Origin of the sequence: Chromatocurvus halotolerans (assembly GCF_004340525.1) — a bacterium.
GTDB lineage: Bacteria > Pseudomonadota > Gammaproteobacteria > Pseudomonadales > Halieaceae > Chromatocurvus > Chromatocurvus halotolerans.
This window is the reverse complement of sequence record NZ_SLWX01000001.1, coordinates 221,646-247,474: the sequence shown is the minus strand read 5'-3', so window position 1 is coordinate 247,474 and position 25,829 is coordinate 221,646. Positions and strand designations below refer to the sequence as shown.

Here is a 25,829-nt window from a genome sequence, read left to right as displayed (position 1 = left end):
GGCCCCAGGGATTCAGGGCTAGCGCCCCTTCCAGTTCGGGGCGCGTTTTTCGGCGAAAGCCGTCGCTCCCTCTATGGCGTCCTCGCTGGTGAAGACCGGCTGCGTGATGGCGTTCTGCTTCGCGAACATGTTGTCCCTTGTCCAGTCCTCCGCCAGGGCCACCACCTTTTTTGATGCGGCCACCGCCAGCGGCCCGTTGGCGGCGATCGCCTCTGCCAGCGCCGTGGCCTGCTCGAGCGCGCTGCCCGGCGACACCACGCGATTGATCAGACCCAGCTCGTAGGCGCGCTGCGCGCTGATGAACTCGCCCGTGAGCGCCATCTCCATGGCAATACGCGGCGGAATCTGTTTCGGCAGTCGCACCAGTCCCCCGGCCGCGGCGGCCAGGCCGCGTTTGACTTCGGGAATGCCGAACTTCGCATCCTCCGCCGCAACAATCAGGTCACAGCTGATGGCAAGCTCGAAACCGCCGGCCAGGGCATAGCCCTCAACCGCGGCGATAATCGGCTTTTTTGCCAGGTATTCCACCATGCCGGCGAAGCCCCGTCCCTCGACAACGGGCAATTCCCCGGTCACGAAGGCCTTGAGATCCATGCCGGAGCAGAAGGTGCCGCCGGCCCCGGTAAGTATGGCGACACGCAGGCTGTCGTCTGCTTCCAGCTGGTCAATCGCCGCCGACACCCCCTCGGCGAGTGCGCGATTGGCGGCGTTCTTTGCGGCGGGACGGTTGAGCGTGATGGTCAGAATGCCGTCTGCAACGGCGGTCAGTACTTCATCGGTCATGTGGGTTTCCTTAACGTTGATGGATCAGGTCGACGCCAAAGCGTGCGAGGGGTTCTACCAGGGCGCCCTTGGCCTCGGCCTCCGGACTGGAGGCGTTGCCCATCAGGGCGCGCTTCTTGACACCCTGGAGGATGGCCGCCAGGCGGAAAAAACAGAACACCAGGTAAAAATTCCAGTGATCGATGCCCTCGCGACCGGTGCGCCGGCAGTAGGCATCAATGTACTCGCTGTCGTCGGGCAGACCGAGGGACGGGCGATTGACGCCCTGCAGACCGCGCAGTCCGGCATCCCCCGGCAGCTGCCAGGCCATGACCTGGTAGGCGAGATCGGCAAGCGGGTGACCCAGTGTCGATAGCTCCCAGTCCAGCACTGCAATAATTCGCGGCTCGCTGGGATGAAACATGACGTTGTCGAGCCGATAATCGCCATGGACCAGGCTCACGGCGCCATCATCCGCCGGCATGTTCTCGGGCAGCCACGCGATCAGCGCTTCCATTGCGTCGCTGTGCTCGGTCTCGGAGGCCCGGTACTGCTTTGTCCAGCGCGAGATCTGCCGCGCGTAGTAGTTGCCGGGTCGTCCGAAGTCGGACAGGCCGACGGCGTCCACGTCGACGCTATGCAGCGCGGCCAGCACACGATTCATTTCGTCGTACATCGCCGCGCGCTCGGCATTGTCCGTGATCTCCGGCAGTGTCGGATCCCAGAATACGCGTCCGTCGAGGTATTCCATGATGTAGAACATCGAGCCGATGATGCTTTCGTCCTCGCACAGCAGGTAGGCGCGCGGCACCGGGACATCGGTTTCCCCGAGGGCGCTGATGACCCGGAATTCACGATCAACGGCATGCGCGGACGCAAGCAGCTCACCGGGGGGTTTGCGCCGGAGCACGTATTGTCGACCACCCGCGGACAGCCGAAAGGTGGGGTTGGATTGTCCGCCGGCAAATTTCTCTGCTGTCAGTGTGCCGCTGAATCCGGACAGGTTCTGCTCCAGATAGGGCTGCAGGCGTTCGGTATCGAGGGTCTGGGCGCTCATCCGCTTCTCCGTCGGGGTGTTGGCAGGAGGATACCACGCAGTGTGTTCGCGACATCGACCGCGAACAATGACCGGCGGGCGCAAAAAAATGCACAGCAGGTGACAGCGGGTCGCCTGCGCGCGCAAATGCCTGTATTTGCCATTGAGAACGGTTCTCGTGACCGCTATCCTCTCACTCCATAAAACACTCACCAGGAGCAGTGCATGTACCAAGAACTCGACCAGGCCTGGAAGCAGCTGACGTCACCGGGACAGATGTTTGAAGTTACCACCGTTGATGTTCGCGGCATTCCTCTGCGTGCTTACGCCAATGCGCCGCCATCGTTGCGGGAGTTCTGGCTGTCCACGGCCGGGCATGGCGACAATGAGTATCTCGTGTACCGCGACGAGCGATGCACCTATCGACAGGCGCATGCGTTCACCGCGTCGATTGCCAACTGGCTTTCTGTCAACGGTGTGCAGCCCGGTGACCGGGTCGCGATAGCGATGCGCAACTATCCTGAGTGGATGCTGGCCTACTGGGCGATCACCTCCATGGGAGCTGTTGTGGTCGGCATGAACGCCTGGTGGGTTGCCCGGGAAATGCACTTCGGTCTGGAGGATGCCACGCCGAAGGTGCTCATTGCTGACGCCGAGCGGCTGCAGCGCTTCACTGATATCCGTGACGATTTTCCCGGGTTGAAGGTGGTGGGGGTGCGCATTGATCACGACCTGCCGGCCTGGGCAACCGACTGGTACGAGCTGATCAATGCCCCGGCCGAGATGCCCGAGGCGAGTGTCGATCCCGATGACGACGCCTGCATCTTCTACACCTCGGGAACCACCGGCAAGCCCAAGGGCGCACAGCTCACCCATCGCGGCTGTGTGACCAATCTGCTGAATGTCGCTTTCGTGAATTCCGTGCAGCCGGCGGCACTGGCGCTGGCCCGGGGTGAATCCCCCGGCGGCCAGTCTGCACCGGCGGCGCCCAGTGCCCTGATTGCGACGCCCCTGTTCCACGTTACCGCCAACAACTGCGTTGCCCATGCGGTGACCCTGACGGGTGGCAAGATGGTGCACATGTACAAATGGGATCCGGCGGAGGCGCTGCGCCTGATCGAGGCCGAGAAGATCACCGCGTTCACGGCGGTGCCGATGATGGCCCGGGAAATCATGATGCACCCGGATTTCGCCACCCGTGACACATCCAGCCTGCAGTCCATCGGCGGCGGCGGGGCGGCGATGCAGCCCGACCTGGTGGCAAAAGTCGGCGAAAACATGCGTGGTGCCCGACCTAACACCGGTTACGGTATGACCGAGACCTGCGGCATCATTGCGGCGGTCAGTGCGGAGTTCTTCGTCGACCGGCCCACCAGCGTGGGACGTGCGCTGCCTACCCTGGAAGCGCGCTGTGTCGACCCCTCCGGCGAACCGCTGCCCACCGGTGATATCGGCGAACTGGTGGTGCGCGGCGCTCCCGTTATCAAGGGCTACCTGAACCGTCCGGATGCCACCGCAGAGACTATTGTCGACGGCTGGCTGCATACCGGGGATATCGCCTACATGGACGAGGACGGCTTCATCTATCTGGTGGATCGCGCCAAGGACATGGTGCTGCGCGGCGGCGAGAACGTCTACTGCGCCGAAGTGGAGAACGCACTGTTCCACCACCCGGCGGTCGCCGAATGTGTCGCATTCGCCGTGCCGGATGAGCGACTCGGCGAGGAAGTGGGTGCGGCAGTCTACCTGGCGCCGGGTGAGCACGTCGATGCCGCCGGCCTGCGTGAACACTGCAAGGAGCACATCGCCCCGTTCAAGGTGCCGCGCTACCTGTGGTTCGTCGACCAGCCGCTGCCGCGTAACGCCAACGGCAAGTTCGTGAAGCGGGATCTTCGCGAGCAGCTTCGCGTTGAGGACGCCAGCTAGTGGGCGGGCATGTCTGAATCGGCGAGTCCACAGACTCTGAATGCCGGGCGCTGCGAGCTCGTCAGGGAGGCAACCCGCAGGGTGACGGAGGCGGCGGCGACAGTCACCGGCGTGGACCTCGCTCCGGTGGCCGTTGACTTCGATCTCGCTGGACGCAGTGCCGGCCAGTTCATCGGCCGTGGCGATCACTGCCGCATCCGCTATAACCCCTGGATATTCGCCCGATATTTCAGCGAGAATCTCGCCACCACGGTGCCGCACGAGGTTGCCCACTACGCGGTCTATCGGGCCTGGCCGGGGCGTCGCGTCAGGCCCCACGGGCCCGAGTGGCAGGGCATTATGCGCGCCCTGGGTGTGGAGCCCGCCGTAACCTTTGACCTCGACCTTAGCGGCCTGCCGCGGCGTCAGCAGCGACGTCATCGTTACCACTGTGGCTGCAGGGAGCATGAGCTCTCCACCACCCGGCACAATCGGGTCAGCGCGGGTCGTGCTCGCTACGCCTGTCTGCAGTGTCGCCGCGAGCTGCAGTATCTGGGATGAACCGCCGCCGGCTCAGGTGCTGACATCGAGTACCGCGCCGGCGAGCATCCTCTCCTCGGCGCGGCCACTGATGGTCAGGCGATCCGCGGCGATGCCGCACTCGGTAACCAGATAGCGCTTCACCGTGGCTGCGCGGCTGCGAATCAGCGTCTCCACCGTTTCCGTGGGTATGCCGACGGCCGCCAGTATCGCCCGTCGCAGGGTCTCAGCGGGGAGATCCTCTGCCGCAGGGGTTTCCTCGCCGGAATTGCCCTCTGCGGCGATCTCATCCATGGCCTGGTACCGCGCCGCCAGAGCCGCTTTCCACGCGGCGTTCTGCGCCACCAGGTCATCCTCAGACAGGCCGTCGGCGAGGAGCTGCTGCCGCAGCGCCTGCTCGCGTAACGCGGGCAGGTCAGCCTGCGGATCTGTACTGCCCCTGACAAGCACACCGAGCGCCGGGCGCTGTTCCAGCGCATCGGCCAGACTGTCGAGCTTCGCACGCGTCTCATCGTTGAAGCTGTCGGTGCCGGCGACAAAGGCCAGGGTCTGCAGATCCTGGTCGCTCCCCACCAGGTTGGCCAGAAACCGGAAGGGCGCTGTCACGGTCTTGGTCAGGACATTGCGCAGCGCTCGGCCGATGACCATGCCCAGCGAAAACTCGGGGTTGTCGATATTGCCCGTTATCGGGACTTCAAGGTCGATGACGCCACGGGTATCTGTCAGTAGCGCCAGCGCCAGCTTCAGGGGCAGATCCAGCGCGAGGTCACTGTCCACAGGTTCTCCCAGCACCATCTGTGAGATGACCATGTGGTTGTCGCCGCGCAGCCTGTCACCCTCCAGTACGTAGCCAAGGTCGAGGTTGAGCGTGCCGGCGTCGATGGCATAGCCGGCATAGGTGCCGGAGTAGGGCGTCAGGTTGGCGATGTCCACGCCGCTGAAACGCAGGTTCACCGTCATTGCGGTTGTCTCGGCGAAGGGTGCCACGCTGCCGTCTACGGTCACCGGTGCGTAGCCGTCGACCGAGCCTTTCAGGGTCAGCTCTGTCGGCGCTTCCGGGCGGGCACTGTCCACAGGGCCGACAGAGCCCTCCAGCTGCTCTATCAGCGTACGGAACGGAATGGGCAGTGACTCGTCCTCGAAGTCGATGCGGGCATCGGTAAGCCGCAGCCCCGCAGCCTGCAGTGCCCAGTCGTCGCTACCGCCGTCTTCCCTCGTGTCCGCGTCCGGTGCCGCATCGTCGTCTGCGGACGTGTCCGTGTCAGGCAGCGCCATCAGCGCGTTGAGCCGACCATCGGGAAAAATATGCAGGCTGCCGCGGTAACCGTCCAGCAGGACCTTGCCGACGGCGGCGGAGCTGTCCCGCAGATTGACCCGGGCGTCGGGCACTGTCAGTGATCGCCAGCTCAGGGCTGCGGTATCGCGACCGAAGATTGTCAGGGCGAAACGCTCCACCGTCGTGGTGGCTGCAAGGTCGACGGGGGCAAAATCGGCGAGAGTGAGGCTGCCATCAACCTGTAAGTCACCATCGTCGATGGTTGCGCGCAGGAAGTCTGCCAGTATGGGGTTGAACCAGGCCAGCGGCTGGCCCAGGAGCTGGTAATCCAGGCTGCCATCGCCGCTGCCGATATCCAGGCTGCCGGCAAGGGTCATCTCGCTGAGGTCGTTAGCGCGCAGTGAAAGTTCGACACGGCTGGCACCCTGCGCGGGCCAGTCGAGGTCACGCAGTTCGATCTGCACCGGCGACAGGTGGATCTGTGCCGGCGTGGTGTAGTCGGATCGCCAGCGCACCTGCGTATTGGCGGTCGCCAGCTGCTGCAGCGACAGTTGCCAGGGAGCCTCACTGTCGATGGCCTCCACGTCGTTTGCCGCCGGCGTATCAGCCGCGTTCTGCGGGGTTTGCGGGGCTTCATCGATACTGGCGAACATCGGCAGCAGGCTGTGCGTATCGCCCTCGCTGAAACCCGCCACGTCCAGCGCATCGATGCCGACCTGTTCCACGTCGACCCGGCGCTGCCCGCTGTTGATGGCGATGCCGTCGATATGCAGGGCATCCAGCTTTACCCAGGTCTCAGGCAGGGATTCCCTGTCGTCCGGCAGCAGATGCAGCGCCCGCAGCGCCACGCTACCGTTCTCCACCTGGAATGACGGCGCATCCCGCCACGAGGCGGTGTAGCCGCCGCTGACGTCCAGCAGGGCACTGTCGACACGGAATGCCAGCTGCGGCGCGAGGTAGCGATAAGCGGGGCGCAGATCGATATCCTGCAGCTGAATCTCGCCCTCACTTTCCCGCATGGCCAGCGATAGCTGTCCGCGCCAGTCCAGACGTCCGCCGTGCTCGGCCACCACGGACAGGCGGTACGGGCTGCCGGCCTCCCGCACGGTGGACAGGTCGCGCACGGTGAAGGCAAGGTCGTCAATATAGGTGCGGTAGACAGGCGAGCGGGATTCATCGGCAAATTCCAGGTGATCGGCCTGGAAGTCGATGCGGTGAACGGTGAAGGCCGGCAGCTCGTCCGGGGTTTCACTCTCTGCTGCCGTCGCGTCGTCCGCGGCCTCAGCCGGGATCAGATCGCTGAGATTGAAATCGCCATCCTCAAGCCGACGGGTGTGCACCGCGAGTCCGTGAAGCAGGATCTCATCCATGACGATACCCGCACTCCAGAGGCTGGCGGTGGACAGGTTCACCCGTGCCCGATCAAATCCCACCAGCGCCGGCTCACCCTCGGTCCTGGCGTTGAGCGCCATGCCGCGCAGTTCCAGCGTCAGCGTGAACGGGTTGAAAAGGATCAGCTCGCTGGTGAGTGTACGTCCGGTACTCTGTTCGACGAGACGCGGCGCCAGCGCATTCATGGCGGGCATGAGAATGAGCAGGCAGAAGGCCAGGTAGCTGAGGTAGACGGTGGCCAGGATACGAACGATGCGCTTCAGCATAGTGTCTCCGCTGTCTGTTGATCACCCAGGCAGAGGTGTCATCGCGTATGATGGTCACCTACTCGCCGCCGGCCTGCAAGCTGACACGCTGCAGTGCCACGAGCGCAACGCCTATCCCCGAAAGCAGGACCCGATCATGCCAACATCCGCGCATCGCGTTTTTTTGTGAATGGACATGCAGGTGTTTCACTGTGATTCCGCACAGGCGGAGATCCACTGGCTGGCCGCCAACACGCGTGCCCGGGATCCGAATCCCCGGGTGCTGATCTGTCATTACCGTGAGCCGGCGGTGATTTTCGGGCTCTCGCAGCCCCCGGACAGGGCACTGCAGCAGCGTCTCGAGACGGCCGGTGTCAGCTGGGTCCGCCGCCGCTCCGGTGGCGGTATCGTCTATGCCGGCCCGTGGATGCTGGGTGTCAGCCTGATCCTGCCGGCCAATCATCCCCTGGGTGCGATGGAGCCGGTGCCGGCTTACGGCTGGTTCGGAGGGCTCTGGCAGGACATGCTCGCGCAGCTTGGCGTTGACAGCAGTCTGCCTGACCGGGAGACGATCCTTGCGTCGCGTCGCGAGGCGGAATCCCGGGATATCGACTGGGCATGCTACGCGGCGATGGGTCACGGCGAGCTTGGCAGCAGCGAGCGTGCGACACGCAAGATCCTCGGCATTGCACAGATTCGCACGCGAGCGGCCTCGACTCTGGTCGCTGGCCTGCACCTTGACAGGGCGGACTGGCGGGCACTGTGCGCATTGCTTGGCAAGCCGCAGGAGCAGGGAGAGCATCTGGCCCGGATAAATGCGTCACTCATGGAGTTGGTGCCGGCCCGGGGGTCGACCGCCACGGCATCGCTGGCCGCAGGGGTCGAAGAGACCTTTCTGCCTCTCGTTCGACAGGCGCTGGACTGTGAAAATCCCGGCCATGCGTGCCGGTGATGCCTTGCCTACACCGCAGAGAAACCCTACCCTCGGCGCCTTGCCGGTCCCACCTTTCGGGGTGGTGATCATTATTGGTCCAGAACAGGAAACCCCGCAGCTATGCAGGCAACAGCACACATTATCGATGGCAAGGCAGCCGCCAGGAGGCTCCGCGAGACAGTGGCCATCGAGGTCTCGCGCCTGCAGCAGGCCCACGGCCTGCGCCCTGGCCTGGCGGTGGTGCTGGTCGGCCAGGATCCGGCGAGTGACATCTACGTTCGCAACAAGGGACGGCAGACAAACGAGGCGGGCATGCTCAGCCGTGAATACCGACTGGATGCCTCGGTGTCCGAAGCTGAGGTTCTGGAGCTGATCGACACGCTGAATCGCGACCCCGAGATCCATGGAATCCTCGCACAGTTGCCCATGCCGGCACATATCGATGAGCAGCGGGTCATCGAGACGATCTCACCGCAGAAAGATGTGGACGGCTTCCATCCCCTGAATGCCGGCGAGCTTGCCAATGGCACGCCCGGCGCGCTGGTGCCCTGTACGCCGCTGGGCTGCCTGTTCATGCTCAGGGAGCATTTTCACGGTGATCTGTCAGGGCAGAACGCCCTGGTAATCGGCCGCAGCAACATTGTCGGCAAGCCCATGGCGCAGCTTCTGCTGCAGGAGAGCTGTACGGTAACTATTGCGCACTCCCGCACCCGTGATCTGCCCGCTGTCTGCCGTAGAGCGGATATCGTGGTCGCTGCGGTGGGGCGTCCCGAGATGGTGCGTGGGGACTGGGTGGCGCCGGGCGCCGTCGTGATGGACGTTGGCATCAACCGGCTGCCTGTCGAGGGTGGAAAGTCACGCCTGGTGGGTGATGTCGCGTTTGACGAGGTCTGCCAGGTTGCCTCGGCAATCACCCCGGTGCCGGGTGGCGTCGGCCCGATGACGATCGCCTGCCTCCTCCGCAATACGGTGATTGCGGCGTGCCGGCAGGCGGGGGTGTCCTGTGAGCTTCCCTGATGGCCCCCTAGCTCAGTAGCTCAGCCAGGCACCCTCGCTGTCCGCCACAACCCACTGGCGGGAATACCAGAAAAACTCCCCGCTTTTTTCGGTCGACGGGGCCGTGCAGTTGATCTTGTTGCGACCGGGCCGCAGGTCGGGCAGGGCGACGGTCACCGTCGTGTCCCGCATGCTGATCGTGAGGGCATCACCGCTGCTGCTGTAGCAGGCCAGGGCATCGCGCCGGTAGGGCCCGTCGGCGGGTAGCTTGAAGCGCAGGCTGTCGGGCGCTGCATCGCCCTGAGCGATCAACGTGTCGCCGGCTTCAACGTCCGACACCGGCAGCGGGCGAGCGTTGAGTGCGGTTGCCAGGCGTGTGGTGCTGTCGTAGCCCGTTGCCATGGGGAATCGGGGTATCCCGGTCGCTGGCGTGGTGCGGCCGACAGCACCGGACTGCTGCGCCAGTCCATACAGGTTGCGGGACGCGAGAACGGCTTCCAGCGCCGCTGAGTATTCGCCGAAGGGATAGGCAAACGCGGTGACTGAAGTCCCCGGCAGCTCGGTCTCAAGCCGCGCGACGCTGTCATCGACCTCCGCCTCGACCCGGGCAACCCAGGCCTTCGAGGCGCCGCGCTCACTGCCCTGAAGCAGGTGGGAGTGCGTCACTGAATGCGCGCCGAAGGCGGCAAGCCCGGAGTCGGCGAGATCACGCATCTGTTCCCAGCTGAGGCTGTGTTGCTGCTGCTGGTCTACCGCGTCCGTGGCGACAAAAACCGTGAACGGCATGTTGCGGGACTGCAGCTCCGGGAAGGCCTCGCGGTAAACGGACTCATAGGCGTCGTCAAACGTGATGGCAACGGCATTCGCTGGCAAGGTACCCCCGTGATAGACGCTATCCAGGAGCACAGGGAGGGGCACCACGGCAAACCCGTTCTCCTCGATGAAGTCCAGGTGCTGCCTGAATTGCGCCGGGGTAACGCTGGTGCTTGCGGGCGTGCGCTCATCGACATGGTGATACATCAGTATCACACCGTGGTCCGCCGCTGCCTTCACTGCCAGGATGCACGCCAGCAGGGTCAGCAGGGGGCGTCTCACGATGCCGTTTCCTCTGTCTCTGCCTGGGCGCTGGCCTGCGCCTGCATACGACGATATTGCTGCATCATGGCGCGGATATCCTCGACGTAGGCCTCCCGGCGTTCCGAGTAAAGCGTCAGCCCGTTGACCAGCGCCATGCCCGTCAACGGCTTCCCGCTCTCGCGCCGCTGCTGGCGCAGGCGACGAAAGTCGCTGTAGCTCTCATGGGTGTTCAGGTTGTTCATGTAGCGTCGCATGGCTTCGGACACACTGCTGAATACCTCAACCTCATGGGTCGCGCCCGCCGGGCGATTCGACGGTACCATCCCGCATCCCTCAACGTAGCACCACTGACCGAAAAGGTTGTTGGCCTCCACGGCAAAGCGCGATCGCCCCCAGCCTGATTCCTTGGCAGCCTGCACCAGCGCCAGCTCGAGCGGCACGGTATCCACCCGCCGGAGCAGGCGATTCACCAGCGTCTGCGGCGTCGCGTCCTCGTCGGGTTCAAGCTCATACTGCCCGGCCAGCGTATCCAGCCAGCGCCGGTCGGCGCCGGAGAGAGGGCCTCCCTGCGCAATTTTCTGCTGCACCTCATCGAGACGCTCGCGCTGTTCGCGGATAGCGTCATTGTGGTGTATGACCATGGGCGTCAGGTAAGCGTAGAACGCGGTTTTCATCGCCGGAACGTCTTCCTCCATGGCGGCAAAGTCCGGCAGGTCTCCAAAGCGGTCGCGTTCCGCCCCAAGCCACAGCCAGAGAAGGATGGCTGCCAGCAGGCCCGTCAGTACATAGGCGGCGGTTCGGAAACGTTCGGGGATCCGCTGAAAGGGATTAGCGACTGTCATGGGTGGCGATGACCTCCAGTGTTGATGGGTTCGGGTAGCCGTCCGCGGTCATGTTGTTGGCGAGCTGGAATTCCCGCAGTGCGCTGCGGGTCGCAGAGCCCAGTACACCGTCGACCGGGCCGGCGTCGTAGCCCAGCGCATTCAGGGTTTTCTGCGCCAGTTCGATATCCGTCTTGCGCAGGGGTTTCTGGGAGAGAGCGCCATCCTGCAGCCCGCCGCCGCCCGCAATGCGGTCTGCAAGGTGGCCGACGGCAATCGCGTACAGCTCCGAGCGGTTCCAGCGCATGATGACATCGAAATTGCGGTAGATCAGAAACGCAGGACCGAGGTGGCCTGCCGGCACCAGGAGCGCCGCATCAACCGCGACGTCGGGCAGTCTGCCGCCATCGCTGCGCGCAACGCCGTGCCCGGCCCATTCACTCAGGGGGCGGCGCTGGTCGCGCCGACCGGCCAGCTGGAAGGGAAAGTCGGCGGGCAGTCGTACCTCGCGGCCCCAGCGCAGGCCGGGCTCCCAGCCCAGGGATTGCAGGTAGTTGGCGCCGGATGCCAGAGCATCCTGCCTGCTGCGCCACAGGTCGATCCGACCGTCACCGTCGCCGTCAACGGCGTAGCGCAGATAGGAAGACGGCATGAACTGGGTGTGGCCCACGGCGCCGGCCCAGGATCCCTGCATGTCATCCGGCTGCAGGGATTCACGCTGCATCAGCTGCAGGGCCGCGATGAACTCGCTCGAGAAAAACTCACTGCGCCGTGCGTCACAGGCGAGAGTGGCCAGTGAGTCGAGGGTCGGCATGCGGCCAAGGTAGCCGCCGTAGTTCGTTTCCAGGCCCCAGAAAGCCACCAGATACTGCGGCGGCACGCCATATTGCTGCTGCAGATCAAGCAGGAAGGACTGGTGCTCTGCGAGCAGTGCGCGTCCACGCTCCACGCGCTCTGGCGTCACCCGCAGCGCCAGATATTCCGCGAAGGTCTGCAGGAATTCGGGCTGACTGCGATCCAGGCTGATCACGCGCTCCTGCTGCTGCAGCCCGGGCACAACCTCTCTCAGAATCGTCTCGCTGACGCCGGCGTCGCGTGCCTGGGTCTGGAGAGATGTCAGGCAGGCAGAAAAATCACTGGCTGCAGCCGTCGGTTGGACCGTGGCGAGTGCCGCCAGGGGAAGCATGGCGGCAAAATAGCGGCGTAAGGCAAATGGTTTCACGTGGGCGGACCCTGCTCTGCGTCAAGAGCCCTACGATACCAACCCTGCGCCGTTAAAAAAGGCTTGACGCGGGGTTTTCTCGGCTGGCAATCCCGCGGGTGTTCCGGGTCGTGGCCGCAGCGCCGGACTGGCGCCGCGCCCACCGGGTTATTCCACGCTGGCAGACCGGATGACATCGAGCAGCGGGTAATGCCGGTCAATGAAGTCGCTGCCGCCGGCTTCCAGCGGGCCCTGCTGACCGCCGCGCAGTCCGCCACCGGCGTTTTCGCCATAGAGCCCGTACAGGCGATCAACCACATCCATCCCCTCGATGACCTCGCCGATGGGGGCGAAACCGTCGCTGTCGAGCCGTGTATTGTCTGCCGTGTTGATATAGACCTGCGTCGTTCGGGTATTCTCGCCGGTCATCGCGAAGGCGACCGTGCCGCGGATATTGCTGCGCCTGACCGGGTCGTCGGCGATGGTGGTCCGCTTCCACAGGGCGTTGATCTGTGGCACGCCATGCAGCCCGAACTGTGCGATGAAGCCCTCGACAACCCGGTTGATGTGTACGCCATCGTAAAAACCGTTGCTGACCAGCTGATAAAATCTGTCGGCACCGCGCGGTGCGTCCTCGCGCTTCACCCGGATACGGAACAGGCCTTCCGTGGTCTCAAAGCGCGCCGTGTAGGTATCGGGTGCGCGCGCCTGCCAGACGTCGGCAGCGGGCGTCGTGAGTGCGCCGGGAGCGGCCGTGGCTGTCTCCGGCCCGGTTGCGGCCAGCAGGCGCGACAGGTAGGGGCCCCACAGGCTGGGGAGGGAATGGGTACCGTGTCCGCGGGTCAGCGGTGATATGGCAAGCGTGACCGCCTCACCCTGAGGCACGCGCTCTGTATGCGATTCCAGTAGGCCCAGCTCCGGCGGGTTCACCTGGTCATCGGCAGAATTGATGGCGAGCAGGGGGGCTGTGATCTTCTCGAGGTGTGGCGCGGGATTATAGAAACGCGAGGCATCAAACGCCCAGACCAGGTCATTGGCGTCGAGACGTGACGCATAGCGCTCTACCAGACCGTCGAGCATGCTCTCGGCGGCTTCCCGCGTGGGTGCCTGTTTCTGGTACTGCAGCGGACTCGAGACCATGAAGATCAGCGGATACATCGCTTCCCGCAGGCCCGCCGGCTGCGTGGTGTAGAAGCCGCCCTGGTAGTCAGGGTCATTCTTCACCGCGTCGATTATCATCTTGCGCAGCATGCGGTTGCGCCCCGCGATCTCCACCGGCAGGCTGGCCATGGGCATCAGGGCGTCCATGAAGTCGGGGAAGGTATAGCCCCATACCCAGCTCATCATGCCGCCCATGGAGGTGCCGGTCACCAGGCGCAAGTGATCCACGTCGAGGTGCTCCGTCAGCAGCCGGTGCTGGGCCATGACCATGTCATCGTAGGTGTAGCGCGGAAAGTCAGCGGCAGCGCCGGCGCTGGGGCGGCTGGACTGGCCGTGGCCGATGGCGTCCGGCAGGATGATGAAATAGTCCGCCGCGTCGAGAATCTGCCCCTCGCCGAAAAGCACGCCGGAGTAGCGCTCGCTCAGGAAGCCGGCGCCACTGCCCGTGGTGCCGTGCATGATCAGTACGGCGTTCGTCACGCGTCCGTCGCCGTCCCGACGGGGCGTGCCCAGGGTGTAGAAGTGCTGTGTCAGCGCCTCCCGGCTGCCGTCCTGGTAAGCGAAGTCGGGGATGGTGAAATCGCCCTCGCTGATGTCGTTGGACGGGTGCTCCGCGGCTGCAGCGCCGGTCGCTGCAAGTACCAGCCAGAGACAGGCAAGCAGCCATCGGCTGGCGGTTTCATGACAGGGAGAATTCATCGAAGGTTCCTTGTTGACGTCAGAGTTTGAGGCCGACACTGGTAATTCGGCTGCCGTCCATGCTTTTCACGGTGAGGCTGACCGGACCCAGGGCGATGCGGTCACCCACGACGCAGCGGCGACCTTTTTCGCGGGTAATCAGCTCTCCCACGGACGCTTCCCGCTGACTGGGTGACAGCGTCAGGCCATAGGATACAGCGAGGTCAGCGGCCGGCGAATCGCCGTTGAGCATGAACTCACCGAAAAAGCTGCTGCTCGCCAGTTCGCCGCTGCGCTCCCGGCGCGAGAAGAAGCTGGCCAGATTCTCCGTGTGTCCCGGATCCGCGAGGAGCCAAAGTACGTCGTTCTCCTGGAAAAACAGCGAGTCGGCCAGGGGCAGGCGGCGACCATCGCGCACTACCTGCACCAGCTGCAGGCCAGGCACATCGAGACGCTCGAGCCTTGCCGGTTGCGCGCCTGTGGCAGCGGCACCCGGTTCGACGGTAAACGCCAGCAGCTCCACCGTGGTATTGCTGCCGATCCACAGCTCGTGCGAGTCGATCGGGCGTGTGCGGTAGGGGATAAGGACCTTGAGCCACTGCGCAACACGGGGTATCGACGAGCCCTGGATCACCAGTGAGGCGAGTACCACCACAAACGTGACGTTGAACAGCAGCTGTGACTCGGGAATCCCCGCCATGACGGGGAAGATTGCCAGCACAATCGGTACGGCGCCGCGCAGTCCCACCCAGGAGATATAGCTCATTTCCCGCAGGGGAAAGCGGAAGGGCAGAAGGCACAGGAAGACTGCCAGCGGTCTGGCGAGAAACATGAGGACCGCGGCCAGCAGCAGCGCCACCACGAGAGAATCCAGCAGGTTCGACGGCTTCACCAGCAGTCCCAGAATCAGGAACAGTCCCGCCTGCGCCAGCCAGGCCAGACCGTCCATTGCCAGTTTGACATGCTCGGTGGCGCGCCCGCGGCTGTTGCCGACAATAATGCCGGTCAGGTAGACCGCGAGGAAGCCCGAGCCGCCCACATGATTGACGCCGGCGAATATGGCGATCGCGCCGGAGGCGACCAGCAATGCGTAGAGTCCCTCTGCCATGCGCATGCGGCTGATCAGGCGCGCCAGTGCGGTACCACCGACAAGACCCGCCGCCGCGCCGATGCCGAACTGGGTCAGGAACAGCCCAGCTATCGCCAGCGGCTCCACCATGCTGTCAGCGGCAACGATAAACTGCAGGCTGAGCAGCACCAGGAAGATTGCCATGGGGTCATTGGCCCCGGACTCTATTTCGAGGGTCGCGCGTACCCGCTCGTTCAGGGCGATCCCGCTCTGGCGAAGAAGATTGAAAACGGCCGCGGCATCGGTGGAGCCGACAATGGCGCCAAGAAGCAGCCCCAGCCGCCAGTCGACCCCCAGGAGAACCGTGGCCGCGACGCCGACACAGGCGGCGGTAAGTACGACGCCAACGGTGGCCAGCACGCCAGCGGGAGCCAGAGCCGTTCGAAACGTATCCATCTGGGTGCGCAGACCGCCATCTAGAAGGATGATGGCAAGTGCGAGATTGCTGCCCAGAAATGCGGTTTCGAAGCTGTCGAATTCAATGCCACCGACGCCATCCTCGCCGGCAAACATGCCAACCAGCAAAAAAAGCAGAAGCAGCGGAAAGCCCAGCCGGTCGGACACGGACTTGGCAAGAATGCCTGCCAGCAGCATCAGGCCGCCGAACAGGAGCACGAGGTTCGGTTCGGTCAGCATCGAGCTTCTCTGCGGCGTGGCGGGAAGACAGGCCTGCAGCGCAACAGCAATATCGGTTGATCGATCAGAGCCATGGGGACGGGAAACCAGACACGGGTTTTTTCAGGATACAGACAGTGTATGGCTATCGCCAGCAGCGCCAGAGGCACAACGCGAGGCCGCGACCCTCGTTTGTTACACTGCGCGCCCGCCGTGCTGCGGCGAGCTGTGACATTGACGGGCGACAGGAGAGACAAGGCGTGCGGGACTTTCGACCGGGCTGGGTGTTTGGCATGTCACTGGCGCTACTGGTGCTGTTCATCGGGTTCGCCCTGGTGATGCCGGCACAGTTTGCCGGCGCGGCGGAGGCTGCGCTGCATTTCACGACATCCCATTTCGGGTGGCTGTACCTGTTTGTGACCACGGGATTTCTTCTGTTCAGCGTGGGAGTCGCTCTGAGTGACTCCGGGAATATCCGCCTGGGCGCCGATGGCGAGGCGCCAGAGTTTTCCTACCGCTCCTGGCTGGGCATGATTTTCTCGGCGGGCATGGGGGTAGGACTTGTCTTCTGGGGCGTGGCCGAACCAATGACGCACTACGCGGATCCCCCGCTGCGCGCCGCAGAGCCCAGTTCCCCCGCATCGGCCGGGCTGGCGATGCGTTATTCTCTGTTCCACTGGGGTTTTCATCAGTGGGCAAACTTCTGTGTGGTCGGTCTGGCGATCGCCTACGTGCGTTTCCGGCAGCAGCGCCCCGGCCTGATCAGCGAGACCTTCCGCTCGACGCTGGGTGATCGTGTCGACGGGGGCCTGGGACATGCCATCAACACACTCGCGGTGGTCTCCACCGTCTTCGGTGTTGCCACCACGCTCGGGCTTGGCATGATTCAGATCAACAGTGGCATGCACTCGGTCTTCGGTGTGCCCTTTGGTGCAGCCTCCCAGATCGCGATTCTCGGTGGCGTCAGTGTTGTGTTCCTGCTGTGTTCCCTCGCACCGCTTGAGAGCGGTGTGCGATACGTGAGTGACGCCAACATGCTGCTTGCCGGGTGTCTTCTCGTCTTCGTCTTCTTTGCCGGGCCAACAGACTTCATCACGGCGGCAATGACCAATGCGATAGGCGAGTACTTTGCCAACGTCATCGGGATGAGTCTGGTCATGACGCCTTACACCGGGGAGGACTGGGTTGAACGCTGGACGATTTTCTACTGGGCCTGGGGGCTGTCCTGGGCGCCGTTCGTCGGCAGTTTCATCGCGCGGATTTCCCGGGGGCGCACCATTCGCGAGTTCATTGTCGGGGTGATCGGCATGCCGGTGCTTCTGAGTGCGCTCTGGTTCGCCACTTTCGGCGGCTCGGCCCTGTACTTCGAGATGTTTGAATCGGCCGGGCTGAGCGCCCGCGTCGCCGAGGAGATGAGCGCCGGGCTGTTTGCCATGCTTGACCTGCTGCCGTTCAGTGGCTGGGTGGCGCCGCTGACGCTGGTGCTGATCATTCTTTTTGTCGTGACCTCGGCCAACTCCGCCACCTTCGTGCTCGGCATGTTTACCGGGAGAGGAGTGCTCGAGCCCAGCCGGAGCCTTCGCCTGATCTGGGGGCTTGTGCAGACCATGGTGGCCGGCGTGCTGCTGCTGAGTGGCGGACTGGATGCGCTGCAGACGATTTCGATTCTGGCGGCATTCCCCTTTATGATATTGATGGTGTTCATGGCCAGTTCGCTGCTGAAGTCACTGCGCGACGAGCGACGACAGCGGGAGCTGCATGAAGCCCTGATTCGGGAACGCCTGCTGCGCCTGCTGGATGACCACGATGCGCAGTCCTTCCCGGAGGCGGGACTGCGTGATGCGGTTGAATTCATCGAGGGACATGATCCGAATGCACCCCCGCACGGTGCGACTCAGGTCGGTCCCTGAATCACGCGCCGGTTGAGTCGGCGGTTTCGGGCGTAAAGGCCACCCGGTGGTGGCTTGTGCCTGCAGCAATGCCTGCCGGTGCATAAACCCGCTCGATCATCGAGCCCCCGCCGGCAGTGAGTAGAACAAGGGTCGAAGCCCGCGTGCCGTATGCCTCGCCAACGATGAAACAGGCGCCTAGCGCCCGCAGCATGTCAGCGGACATGCCCGACACTCGCCGGCGCTCCGCTGTGGTCGGAACTGTCCTGTCCGACAGCAGGGTAAACAGGGCGTCGACCAGGGCATCGTCATCCCTCGCGCTGGTCACTGCCGCTGCAAGCGCTTCAGTGCCGCGCTGCACCTTGAAGCGGCTTTCACCGAGGCTGTTATTGGCCAGTCCATAAATGCCGGGAGGGAGCGTCTCTGGTGCGCTGCCGCGGTTCGATGTGTAGGTCAGCGATTTGCCATCCCAGAGCAGCAGATTGAAGCCCCGGTACTTTTGCCCCTGTATGCCTGCCGCGAAGGCGACGGCAGAGCCTTCCTGTGTGAGGAACTGCTGAACCAGATCGCCGCGTGACAGCCACTGGCCGTCCTCGTGCGCTTCGCTGACGTTGGTAACGGCGGCAAACTGCCCACGTCTGCCAAGTCCCAGCCAGGTCCCTCCTGCCTCGAGGTCCCGTCCTGCGAGAATGCCATCCGGCACCTGCCAGAAGTGCGAGCTCGCCGTAGGACGGGCGTGGAACTCGTCGCGATTGGCCGCGATCACCAGGGGGTACACCGGGTGCACCTGATGCGCAACAAGAATCAGGCACATGACCGCTCTGCCGATGAGTGAAAGAAAGTCATGTTCATGCTGTCTCCGCAACGCCTGGTGCCACGGTTAGCGTAACAAGGAAGTCACTCGGGCATCCATGCAGACGTAGTGAAACGAGCGAAGTGGCGGTTACCGCCCTGGGTTCGGCAGGACCCGAAATCAGGGATGGGCAATTGCCCTCTGCCGGCCGTTGACCTTTTTCTGCAGCTCCTGTTCGGCGACAATGGGCTCATTCGTACCTTGCGTCGTACCTGCAACGTACAAAGGTGAAGATGCTGAAAATCGCAGGGAGATAGCAAGGCCGTATGCTGGACACATCGACTTTGCGCGGGACGGTATCCGCCACGTGGCCTGCCGGTGAAGGCATTGTCTCGCTGCTGTGGCGCTGTCAACCGCTTATGCAGGCCTGCTCTCTGGTCGTACTGCTGTCGGCCTGCGCGGGCACCACACGGCAACCGCTATCGGGACCGACTGCCGCGCCCGTGGAGGCATGCACCCGCCTTTTCGAGTCTGTGGAAGATCGCGTAAAGACCGCGGGTGTCGCGCGATCCTTTCCGCACCGCATCAGCGGGTTCCCCTATCTGCGCACGACGCGCACGCTGGCCAGCTTCCGTAAAGACGTTGCCACCGATGCTGCGGTCAACGCGTGGCTGGAACATCTCGCGGCAGCAGATGCGGCGGCCAGTCGGTCTGAGCTGGCGCAGCTGGACGGCATCGGCAATCGGGAGCTGTTGCTGCTCGCGGCAGAGACCGCCCGTCGGTCAGGACTTACCATCGGTGCGGAAACCGCAACCACGCTCGATGAATGTCGCGCGGTACTTGTCGCGCAGGATAGCGCTGACGTGGCACGCATTGAGCGGCTGAAAAAGATCATTCTTCCCGACGACGACTACAGCCTTGTGCAGCGTATCGGCGGCCTGTATCCCCTGACGTCTCTCGGCGTCAGGGCTGGGGTGGCGCAATGGCATGAGGAGGTGCGAGAGCGTTATGCGGGGCCCGCCAGGGCGACCGCCATTGCGGGGGAGCGTCGGCGCTACGGCCCTGCAATGCCCGCTGACGCCGGGGATCCGGTCCCGATCGCACGTGATGTGCTGGGGATTCCACGTCCCGAGGCGGCACAGCTGGACGCACTGTTTCGTCGGCATGCCCCCGTCTGGGAAATCGATACCGCCAGCGCGGCGGATATCCCCGGCACGCCAGTCTGGCGGGACGGTGACGCCGGGCCAGGGGTCGATACTGCGGCGGCGGTAGTCTACCGCTATACCAGTATCACCCGTTTCCGGGGCTCACCGCGGCTGCAGCTCAACTATCTGGCCTGGTTTGACGAGCGCCCCGCCAGCGGGCCGCTGGATATGCTCGCGGGCCGTCTCGATGGTGTCATATGGCGTGTCACTGTGGATGATGCCGGCGTGCCGCTGGTCTACGACAGTGTGCATGCCTGCGGCTGCTATCATCTGCTGTTTCCGGTGGGTGATGTGGCATTGCGGTCCGCGGCAGTGCAACTGCCGGAGCCACCACTGGTGCCGCTTACCCTGGAAGAACCGGCAATCGGTACCCGGGTGCACCTGTATCTGAGTGCTGGCGCCCACTACCTGGAAGGCGTGACCCACGCCGTGCCCGATGCCGGAATGACGCAATACCGCTTTGCCGACAGAGAGGCGCTGTACCAGACACCCGTCGCCGGCGGCGGCTACCGCAGTCTGTTCCGTGAAGACGGGCTCATCGACGGTACCCAGCGCGGAGAACGCTGGTTTCTCTGGCCTACCGGCGTGCGTTCTCCCGGCGCCATGCGTGAGCGCGGACGACGCGCCACGGCGTTTATCGGCAGGCGCCACTTCGATGATGCCTTCCTGCTGGATGAGTTGTTTCACTAGCGCACTTGAGGCACCATCAAAAACTCGTGTTTTCGGAAATAACAGCGGTGAATACGCCATATCGGGGCTGCATACTGCGCCAGTTTGAGGATTTTTCAAGCCTTGGAAGCGACGAGGCGGCCTTGCTCGCCAGGCTGGAGCAAAACCCCCGGGAATACGCCGCCGGAGAGCTGTTGTCAGAAGCCGGGCAGCGCTCTGATGCCTTTTTTACCGTGACAGAGGGTTGGGCCTGCGCCGAGCGGGTTCTCGCTGACGGCACGCGGCAGGTCCTGGACCTGTTCATGCCGGGACAGATTCTGGGACTTCGCGAGGTCAGTTTTCACCGCAACCTGTGCGATTTCCGTGCACTTACCACTGTCACCGCCTGTCCCTTCCCACGCAGGCACCTGACGGACATTTTCGATGAGGCGCCGCGGCTGGCTGACCTCTTTTTCCTCATACTCGCTCGCGAACAGTCAATGCTCGTTGAACGGGTCATCAATATTGGTCGCCGCTCCGCGGCACAGAGACTTGCCCATTTTCTCGTGGAAATCAGTGTGAGAAGCCGGCAGTCCACCGACGCGCTTGAGCTGCCACTGACCCAGACAGTGATTGGCGATGCTCTCAGCCTGTCCTCCGTTCACGTGAGTCGTACTTTCCAGAACCTGCGGGAGCTGAGTCTGGTCGAGACTGACAATGGTACGGTTCGAATCGTCGACCTGGACGAACTCATCACCTTCAGCGGTTTCGACCGCGCTTATCTGGAGATCCGTTCAGACTGGGCGCGGCAGATCACCGCGTAACCTCGCCGGGTGACAGGTTTCTCGCCGCTTGCCCATGATAGATGGCGGATGTCATATCCCCGGGTCAACGCCCACGAATGGCGAAGATAATTGCCAGAGCGAGCCCCACCACAAACAGTATCCAGGCGATGTTGGTCGCTACACCCGCTACTTCAGTCCCAGCGCACCTGCGATGATTGCCACCACCAGAAACGTCAATGCCCAACCGATCATGCGATCCTCCTTGCGTCATCCTTTGATTGCTGGCTTTACAGTGAAACCTGTCCTTCGCACCGTCGATAACACAGGTTAATGCGGTGGGGGACTTGCCTGCATAGACTCCCAAGTGTCGAATGACTCAACGAAACGAAGGAGAACGGTAAACATGAAAATGCATGACATGAATGAAGGTGTATCCACGCTGCGCGCAATGCTGCTGGGCCTGGTGCTGGCTGCGGGATCGCTGGCCCTTGTTGCCTGTGAGCAGCAGGGTCCCGCAGAGGAAGCGGGCGAGAAGCTCGATGACGCAGTGGAAGAGGCGGGTGACAAGATGAAGGACGCCGCCGACACGGTTGAAGAAGAGACCGACCGCTAGTCAGTCGCCCACAGGCTTCCTGTATGATCCAGCATTTGCCGACCCCCGAAGAACACGGACATGACGCTTATGCTGGAGTCTTACGTTACACACCTTGAATGCTCACTCACCGGAAAGCGCTACGCTGCCGGTGAGATCCATGGCCTTTCCGACGCCGGACGCCCGCTGCTGGTGCGCTACGATCTTGATGCGCTGGCAAGAGAGGTATCGCGCGACAGCGTTGCCGCGTCCACCGCCCCCGGTTTCTGGCGCTATGCCCCGTTTTTGCCCGTGCGTCATGCCGAGAACCGCATATCGCTTGGCGAGGTCATGACGCCGCTCCTGCCACTGAGACGGTCCGCCGCGGGATTGGGCGCGCTCCCGGACAGGGTGCTGGTCAAGGACGAGGGGCGGCTGCCAACGGGGTCCTTCAAGGCCCGGGGTCTGTGCCTGGCCGTGTCCATGGCGAAGGAACTCGGGCTGCAGCACCTGGCAATCCCCACCAATGGCAATGCCGGTGCCGCGATGGCCGCTTATGCGTCCCGGGCCGGTCTGCGCTCAACGGTTCTGTGCCCGGACGACACCCCCGATATCAATATCCGCGAGATACAGGCGCAGGGCGGGGAGACCTGGATGGTCAATGGACTGATCAACGACTGTGGTCGCCTGGTGGGCGAGGGCAAGGCACGCTTCCACTGGTTTGATGTGTCCACGCTCAAGGAGCCGTACCGCATTGAAGGCAAAAAGACCATGGGTTACGAACTCGCCGAGCAACTGGGCTGGAAACTGCCGGACGTGATTTTCTATCCCACGGGGGGTGGCACGGGTCTCATCGGCATGTGGAAGGCGTTCGCCGAACTGAAGGCCATGGGCTGGATCGACGGCCCGATGCCACGCATGGTAGCGGTGCAGGCCAGCGGCTGCGCGCCGATTGTCAAAGCCTGGGAGGCCGGCGACGAGCACGCGCCGGTATGGCAGGACGCGCACACGGTCGCCGCCGGGATTCGCGTGCCCGTCGCCGTCGGCGACTTTCTCATTATTCGGGCAGTCCGTGAGTCCGGCGGCTTCTGCATGGCGCTGGATGACGACGTCATCATGGCAACCCGCGATCGCATTGCGCAGGAAGAGGGCCTGCTACTGTGCCCGGAGGGCGCCGCAACGGCCGCGGCCTGTGCGCGGGCGCTCAAGGAGGGCCTGATCAGCGACGCCGACAGTGTCGTGCTATGGAACTGTGCCACCGGGCTGAAGTACCCCCTGCCGCCAGTGGACCGGCACCTGGACTGCCATGCCGATAACCCGCTGGATGCCCTGGCCCCGGCATGATGCCTGGAGCGGCGCCGATGCGTGGGGCCGGCGGTAAAGGCGCCCTGCTCAGCGCTGCCAGCGGTGGAAGCGTTCCACCAGCCTGAGCAGCCCCTGAGGTGCATGAGCTTTCTTCCACTCGCCGGCGGCGAACTTGTTGGCCTCGGCCATGGTCGGGTAGATGTGTATCGTGCCAAGAATCTTGTTCAGCCCGAGCCCGTGCTTCATTGCCAGTACGTACTCGGCAAGCAGGTCGCCGGCGTGGCTGCCGACAATGGTAACGCCGAGAATCCTGTCGGAACCGGGCGCCGTCAGCACTTTCACGAAGCCCTCGGCGTTGCCGTCGGCAATGGCGCGATCGAGATCGTCGATGCCGTAAACCGTTACTTCATGCGCGACACCGCGCTCGTTGGCGTCCTGCTCGTTAAGCCCCACCCGTGCGACTTCCGGACTGGTGAACGTTGCCCATGGAATGACTGAGTAATCGACCTTGAACTTTTTCAGTCGCCCGAACAGGGCGTTCACCGCGGCGTACCAGGCCTGGTGTGCCGCGGTATGCGTGAACTGGAAAGGGCCGGCGACGTCACCGACCGCATAGATGTTCGGCAGGCGCGTCTGCAGGTATTCGTTCAGCTTGAGTGTGCCGTTGGCCTCGGTTTCGATACCCAGGGCTTCCAGGCCCATGCCCTCGGTGTGGGGCCTGCGGCCAATGGCAACAAGCACTCTGTCGAATTCAATACGAACAGCGCTGTCGTTGTATTCCGCGTACAGAACCGTGCTGTCATCCTCAACCGCGAAGCGCACGGCCTTATGCCCCAGCATCAGGTTGACCCCGTCGCGTCGCAGCGCATCTGCGACAAGGTCCGCCGCATCCTTATCCTCTCGCGGCAGTATGCGTGGCAGCATTTCGATCTGCGTGACGGCAGCGCCAAGGCGGGAAAAGGCCTGGGCCAGTTCACAGCCAATCGGCCCGCCGCCGAGGATGAGCAGTCGGCCAGGGTTTTCGCGCAGCGTCCACAGGGTTTCGGTGGTCAGGTAGTCAATCTGCTCAAGCCCGGGAAGCGTCGGCACCAGCGGGCCCGCACCGGAAGCGATGACAATGTTGCGGCTGGTGAGCGTCTGCACGCCGTCAGCACCGTTGATTTCTACCTCCCAGGGGGAGAGCAGGCGGGCGGTGCCCTGGCGGCAGTCCACGCCCAGCGCCGTGTAGCGCTCGATGGAATCATGCGGCTCGATTTTTCCGATGACAGCCTGAATACGCTCCATGGTCGCCGCAAAGTCAACCTCGGGCTGCAGCTGATGCAGGCCGTAGCGTGGACTGTGCCGCGCCAGGGATGCCACCTCGGCGCTCCTGATCAGCGCCTTGGAGGGCACGCAGCCGGTATTCAGGCAGTCTCCGCCCATGCGATCCTTCTCCACCAGCGTGACGCTGGCCTTGACGGTGGCTGCAATATAGGCGCTGACCAGGCCGCCGGATCCGGCGCCGATCACGATGAGATTGCGGTCAAAGTGCGACGGTTTCTTCCAGCCGCGGTAAAGTCGCGCGCGCTGGAGCGGCTGCACGATGGCGCGGGCAATCCAGGGCAGCAGGCCGAGCAGGGCAAAGGCGATGAGGAGATCGACAGAGAGGATATCGCTGGTGCTCTCCAGCTGGGCAACCTGTGTCCCCGCATTGATGTAGACTGCTGTACCAGCGAGCATGCCGAGCTGGCTGACCCAGTAAAACGTCCAGGTGCGTAGCGGCGTCAGCGCCATCACCACGTTGATGAGGAAGAACGGAAACACCGGGATGAGGCGCAGCGTAAACAGGTAGAAGGCCCCATCCTTCTCCACGCCATCATTGACGGTTTTCAGTTGCGCGCCGAAACGGCGCTGAACTGTGTCGCGAAAGAGGAGGCGCGCTACCAGAAACGCCAGGGTTGCGCCGATGGCCGACGCAAATGACACCAGCACTAGACCTGCGGTGAAGCCGAAGATGGCGCCGGCCGCCAGCGTCATGATGGCCGCACCGGGAATGGAGAGGGCGACAACGCCGATATAGATCACCAGGAAAATCGCCCAGCTGAGCAGCGTATTATCCGCGTAGTAGGCGTGAATGGTTCCTAACTGCTGCTGCAGATAATCAAGGCTCAGATAACGTCCGAGGTCGAGGATGATGTATGCCGCGATGGCCGCTGCGATGACGCTGGCGATAAGCAGTTTCTTGAGGGTCGGTTGCAAGAGAGGGCGTCCTTGTGATCGGTGGGGTTCATGTCCTGATACGGATATAGAGATGCCCGCAGATGGCAGGCGTTACAGATCACCCTGCCTTCGGTCATTATCACGGCTCGCCTCATGCCCTGTCATCACCTGAATCCTGCAGGTATTCTGGGGAAAAACCGGAAAAGGAAGCGCAAACCATGAAAAAAATCCCTGCTGCCACTCTGCGGGTTCTCGTTCTCGGCGTTGGTCTCGGGCTCGGCGCATGCTCCGGAGGGGAGGGATCCCGGTCCATGGAGGTCGTTGCAACCGCCTACACGCTCGCGGAAGAGGAAACCAAGCAGGGCAATGTCGGACTGGCCGCCTGGGGCGACCGTCTCGAACCTGGCATGAAGGCGATTGCGGTCTCGCGGGATCTCATAGAGCGCGGTCTCAGCAACGGGACACGGGTGCGCATCGAAGGTCTTGATGGCGACTACGTCGTGCGAGACAAGATGAACAAACGCTGGACGAAGAAAATCGATATCTTCATGGGCAACGACAGGCGGCGTGCCCGGCAGTGGGGCAGGCAGACAGTGACCATCCACTGGAATTAATGCTCCATTAATGGCACGCAGGGGTATCGTCCCACCCGTGAGAGGAGCAACG

At 63.5% G+C, this 25,829-nt stretch carries 20 protein-coding genes; 10 read left to right on the top strand and 10 right to left on the bottom strand.

Annotation, left to right across the window (positions count from 1 at the left end):
• Positions 1-18: 18 nt before the first annotated feature.
• Together EV688_RS01115 and EV688_RS01110 are read right to left on the bottom strand one after the other, a co-directional pair.
• Positions 19-783, bottom strand: a complete 765-nt coding sequence (locus tag EV688_RS01115) for a crotonase/enoyl-CoA hydratase family protein (RefSeq protein ID WP_117316507.1) — start codon at positions 781-783, stop codon at positions 19-21.
• Positions 784-793: 10 nt separating this feature from the next.
• Positions 794-1,819, bottom strand: a complete 1,026-nt coding sequence (locus EV688_RS01110) for a phosphotransferase (RefSeq protein WP_117316505.1) — start codon at positions 1,817-1,819, stop codon at positions 794-796.
• Between the two features lie 204 nt (positions 1,820-2,023).
• Here EV688_RS01110 and EV688_RS01105 point away from each other — a divergent pair, with 204 nt between their 5' ends.
• Together EV688_RS01105 and EV688_RS01100 are read left to right on the top strand one after the other, a co-directional pair.
• Positions 2,024-3,724: a class I adenylate-forming enzyme family protein gene (locus EV688_RS01105; protein WP_117316503.1), complete on the top strand. Its 1,701-nt coding sequence runs from the start codon at positions 2,024-2,026 to the stop codon at positions 3,722-3,724.
• A gap of 9 nt (positions 3,725-3,733) precedes the next feature.
• Positions 3,734-4,264: a SprT family zinc-dependent metalloprotease gene (locus EV688_RS01100; RefSeq protein WP_117316501.1), complete on the top strand. Its 531-nt coding sequence runs from the start codon at positions 3,734-3,736 to the stop codon at positions 4,262-4,264.
• Between the two features lie 12 nt (positions 4,265-4,276).
• On the opposite strand, the gene EV688_RS01095 is transcribed toward EV688_RS01100, so the two are convergent.
• Entirely contained in the window at positions 4,277-7,177 is a 2,901-nt protein-coding gene (locus EV688_RS01095) for a DUF748 domain-containing protein (protein ID WP_117316499.1), read from the bottom strand.
• A 181-nt stretch (positions 7,178-7,358) separates the two neighbouring features.
• Between EV688_RS01095 and EV688_RS01090 the strand changes: the two genes are divergently transcribed.
• A complete protein-coding gene (locus EV688_RS01090) occupies positions 7,359-8,108 on the top strand; it encodes a lipoyl protein ligase domain-containing protein (RefSeq protein WP_131917523.1) in 750 nt (249 codons plus the stop codon).
• Between the two features lie 102 nt (positions 8,109-8,210).
• A complete protein-coding gene (gene folD / locus EV688_RS01085; RefSeq protein ID WP_117316495.1) occupies positions 8,211-9,107 on the top strand; it encodes a bifunctional methylenetetrahydrofolate dehydrogenase/methenyltetrahydrofolate cyclohydrolase FolD in 897 nt (298 codons plus the stop codon).
• A gap of 12 nt (positions 9,108-9,119) precedes the next feature.
• On the opposite strand, the gene EV688_RS01080 is transcribed toward folD, so the two are convergent.
• From EV688_RS01080 to EV688_RS01060, 5 genes are all read right to left on the bottom strand, one after another.
• A complete protein-coding gene (locus EV688_RS01080) occupies positions 9,120-10,181 on the bottom strand; it encodes a polysaccharide deacetylase family protein (protein ID WP_117316493.1) in 1,062 nt (353 codons plus the stop codon).
• Entirely contained in the window at positions 10,178-11,005 is an 828-nt protein-coding gene (locus EV688_RS01075; protein ID WP_117316491.1) for a glucosaminidase domain-containing protein, read from the bottom strand. Before EV688_RS01075 ends, EV688_RS01080 begins: the two co-directional genes overlap by 4 nt.
• Positions 10,992-12,206 (bottom strand): lytic murein transglycosylase, encoded by a 1,215-nt coding sequence (locus EV688_RS01070; protein WP_240624290.1) that lies wholly within the window; start codon positions 12,204-12,206, stop codon positions 10,992-10,994. Before EV688_RS01070 ends, EV688_RS01075 begins: the two co-directional genes overlap by 14 nt.
• A 147-nt stretch (positions 12,207-12,353) precedes the next feature.
• On the bottom strand, positions 12,354-14,045 hold the full coding sequence (locus tag EV688_RS01065) for an alpha/beta fold hydrolase (protein ID WP_117316490.1): 1,692 nt from the start codon (positions 14,043-14,045) through the stop codon (positions 12,354-12,356).
• A 19-nt stretch (positions 14,046-14,064) separates the two neighbouring features.
• On the bottom strand, positions 14,065-15,789 hold the full coding sequence (locus EV688_RS01060) for a potassium/proton antiporter (protein WP_117316488.1): 1,725 nt from the start codon (positions 15,787-15,789) through the stop codon (positions 14,065-14,067).
• Positions 15,790-16,028: 239 nt separating this feature from the next.
• On the opposite strand from EV688_RS01060, the gene EV688_RS01055 reads away from it, so the two are divergent.
• Positions 16,029-17,678, top strand: coding sequence for a BCCT family transporter (locus EV688_RS01055; RefSeq protein WP_205686570.1), 1,650 nt, complete (start codon positions 16,029-16,031; stop codon positions 17,676-17,678).
• 1 nt (position 17,679) lies between these two features.
• On the opposite strand, the gene EV688_RS01050 is transcribed toward EV688_RS01055, so the two are convergent.
• Complete coding sequence (locus EV688_RS01050; protein ID WP_117316486.1) at positions 17,680-18,471, bottom strand: NRDE family protein; 792 nt, start codon at positions 18,469-18,471, stop codon at positions 17,680-17,682.
• Between the two features lie 305 nt (positions 18,472-18,776).
• On the opposite strand from EV688_RS01050, the gene EV688_RS01045 reads away from it, so the two are divergent.
• The 4 genes from EV688_RS01045 to EV688_RS01025 all read left to right on the top strand — a co-directional run bounded on the left by EV688_RS01045 (position 18,777) and on the right by EV688_RS01025 (position 23,003).
• On the top strand, positions 18,777-20,345 hold the full coding sequence (locus tag EV688_RS01045; RefSeq protein WP_117316485.1) for a hypothetical protein: 1,569 nt from the start codon (positions 18,777-18,779) through the stop codon (positions 20,343-20,345).
• Positions 20,346-20,392: 47 nt separating this feature from the next.
• A complete protein-coding gene (locus EV688_RS01040; protein WP_117316483.1) occupies positions 20,393-21,127 on the top strand; it encodes a Crp/Fnr family transcriptional regulator in 735 nt (244 codons plus the stop codon).
• 364 nt (positions 21,128-21,491) lie between these two features.
• Positions 21,492-21,701: a hypothetical protein gene (locus EV688_RS01030; protein ID WP_117316481.1), complete on the top strand. Its 210-nt coding sequence runs from the start codon at positions 21,492-21,494 to the stop codon at positions 21,699-21,701.
• Positions 21,702-21,761: 60 nt separating this feature from the next.
• Positions 21,762-23,003 carry a threonine synthase gene (locus EV688_RS01025; RefSeq protein WP_205686569.1) on the top strand — a complete coding sequence of 414 codons (1,242 nt, stop codon included), beginning with the start codon at positions 21,762-21,764 and terminating at the stop codon, positions 23,001-23,003.
• Between the two features lie 48 nt (positions 23,004-23,051).
• Here the strand turns inward: EV688_RS01025 and EV688_RS01020 are convergent, their stop codons facing one another.
• Positions 23,052-25,202 (bottom strand): FAD-dependent oxidoreductase, encoded by a 2,151-nt coding sequence (locus tag EV688_RS01020; RefSeq protein ID WP_117316478.1) that lies wholly within the window; start codon positions 25,200-25,202, stop codon positions 23,052-23,054.
• 179 nt (positions 25,203-25,381) lie between these two features.
• On the opposite strand from EV688_RS01020, the gene EV688_RS01015 reads away from it, so the two are divergent.
• Entirely contained in the window at positions 25,382-25,777 is a 396-nt protein-coding gene (locus EV688_RS01015; protein WP_205686568.1) for a 3D domain-containing protein, read from the top strand.
• The last annotated feature ends 52 nt before the right edge of the window (positions 25,778-25,829 follow it).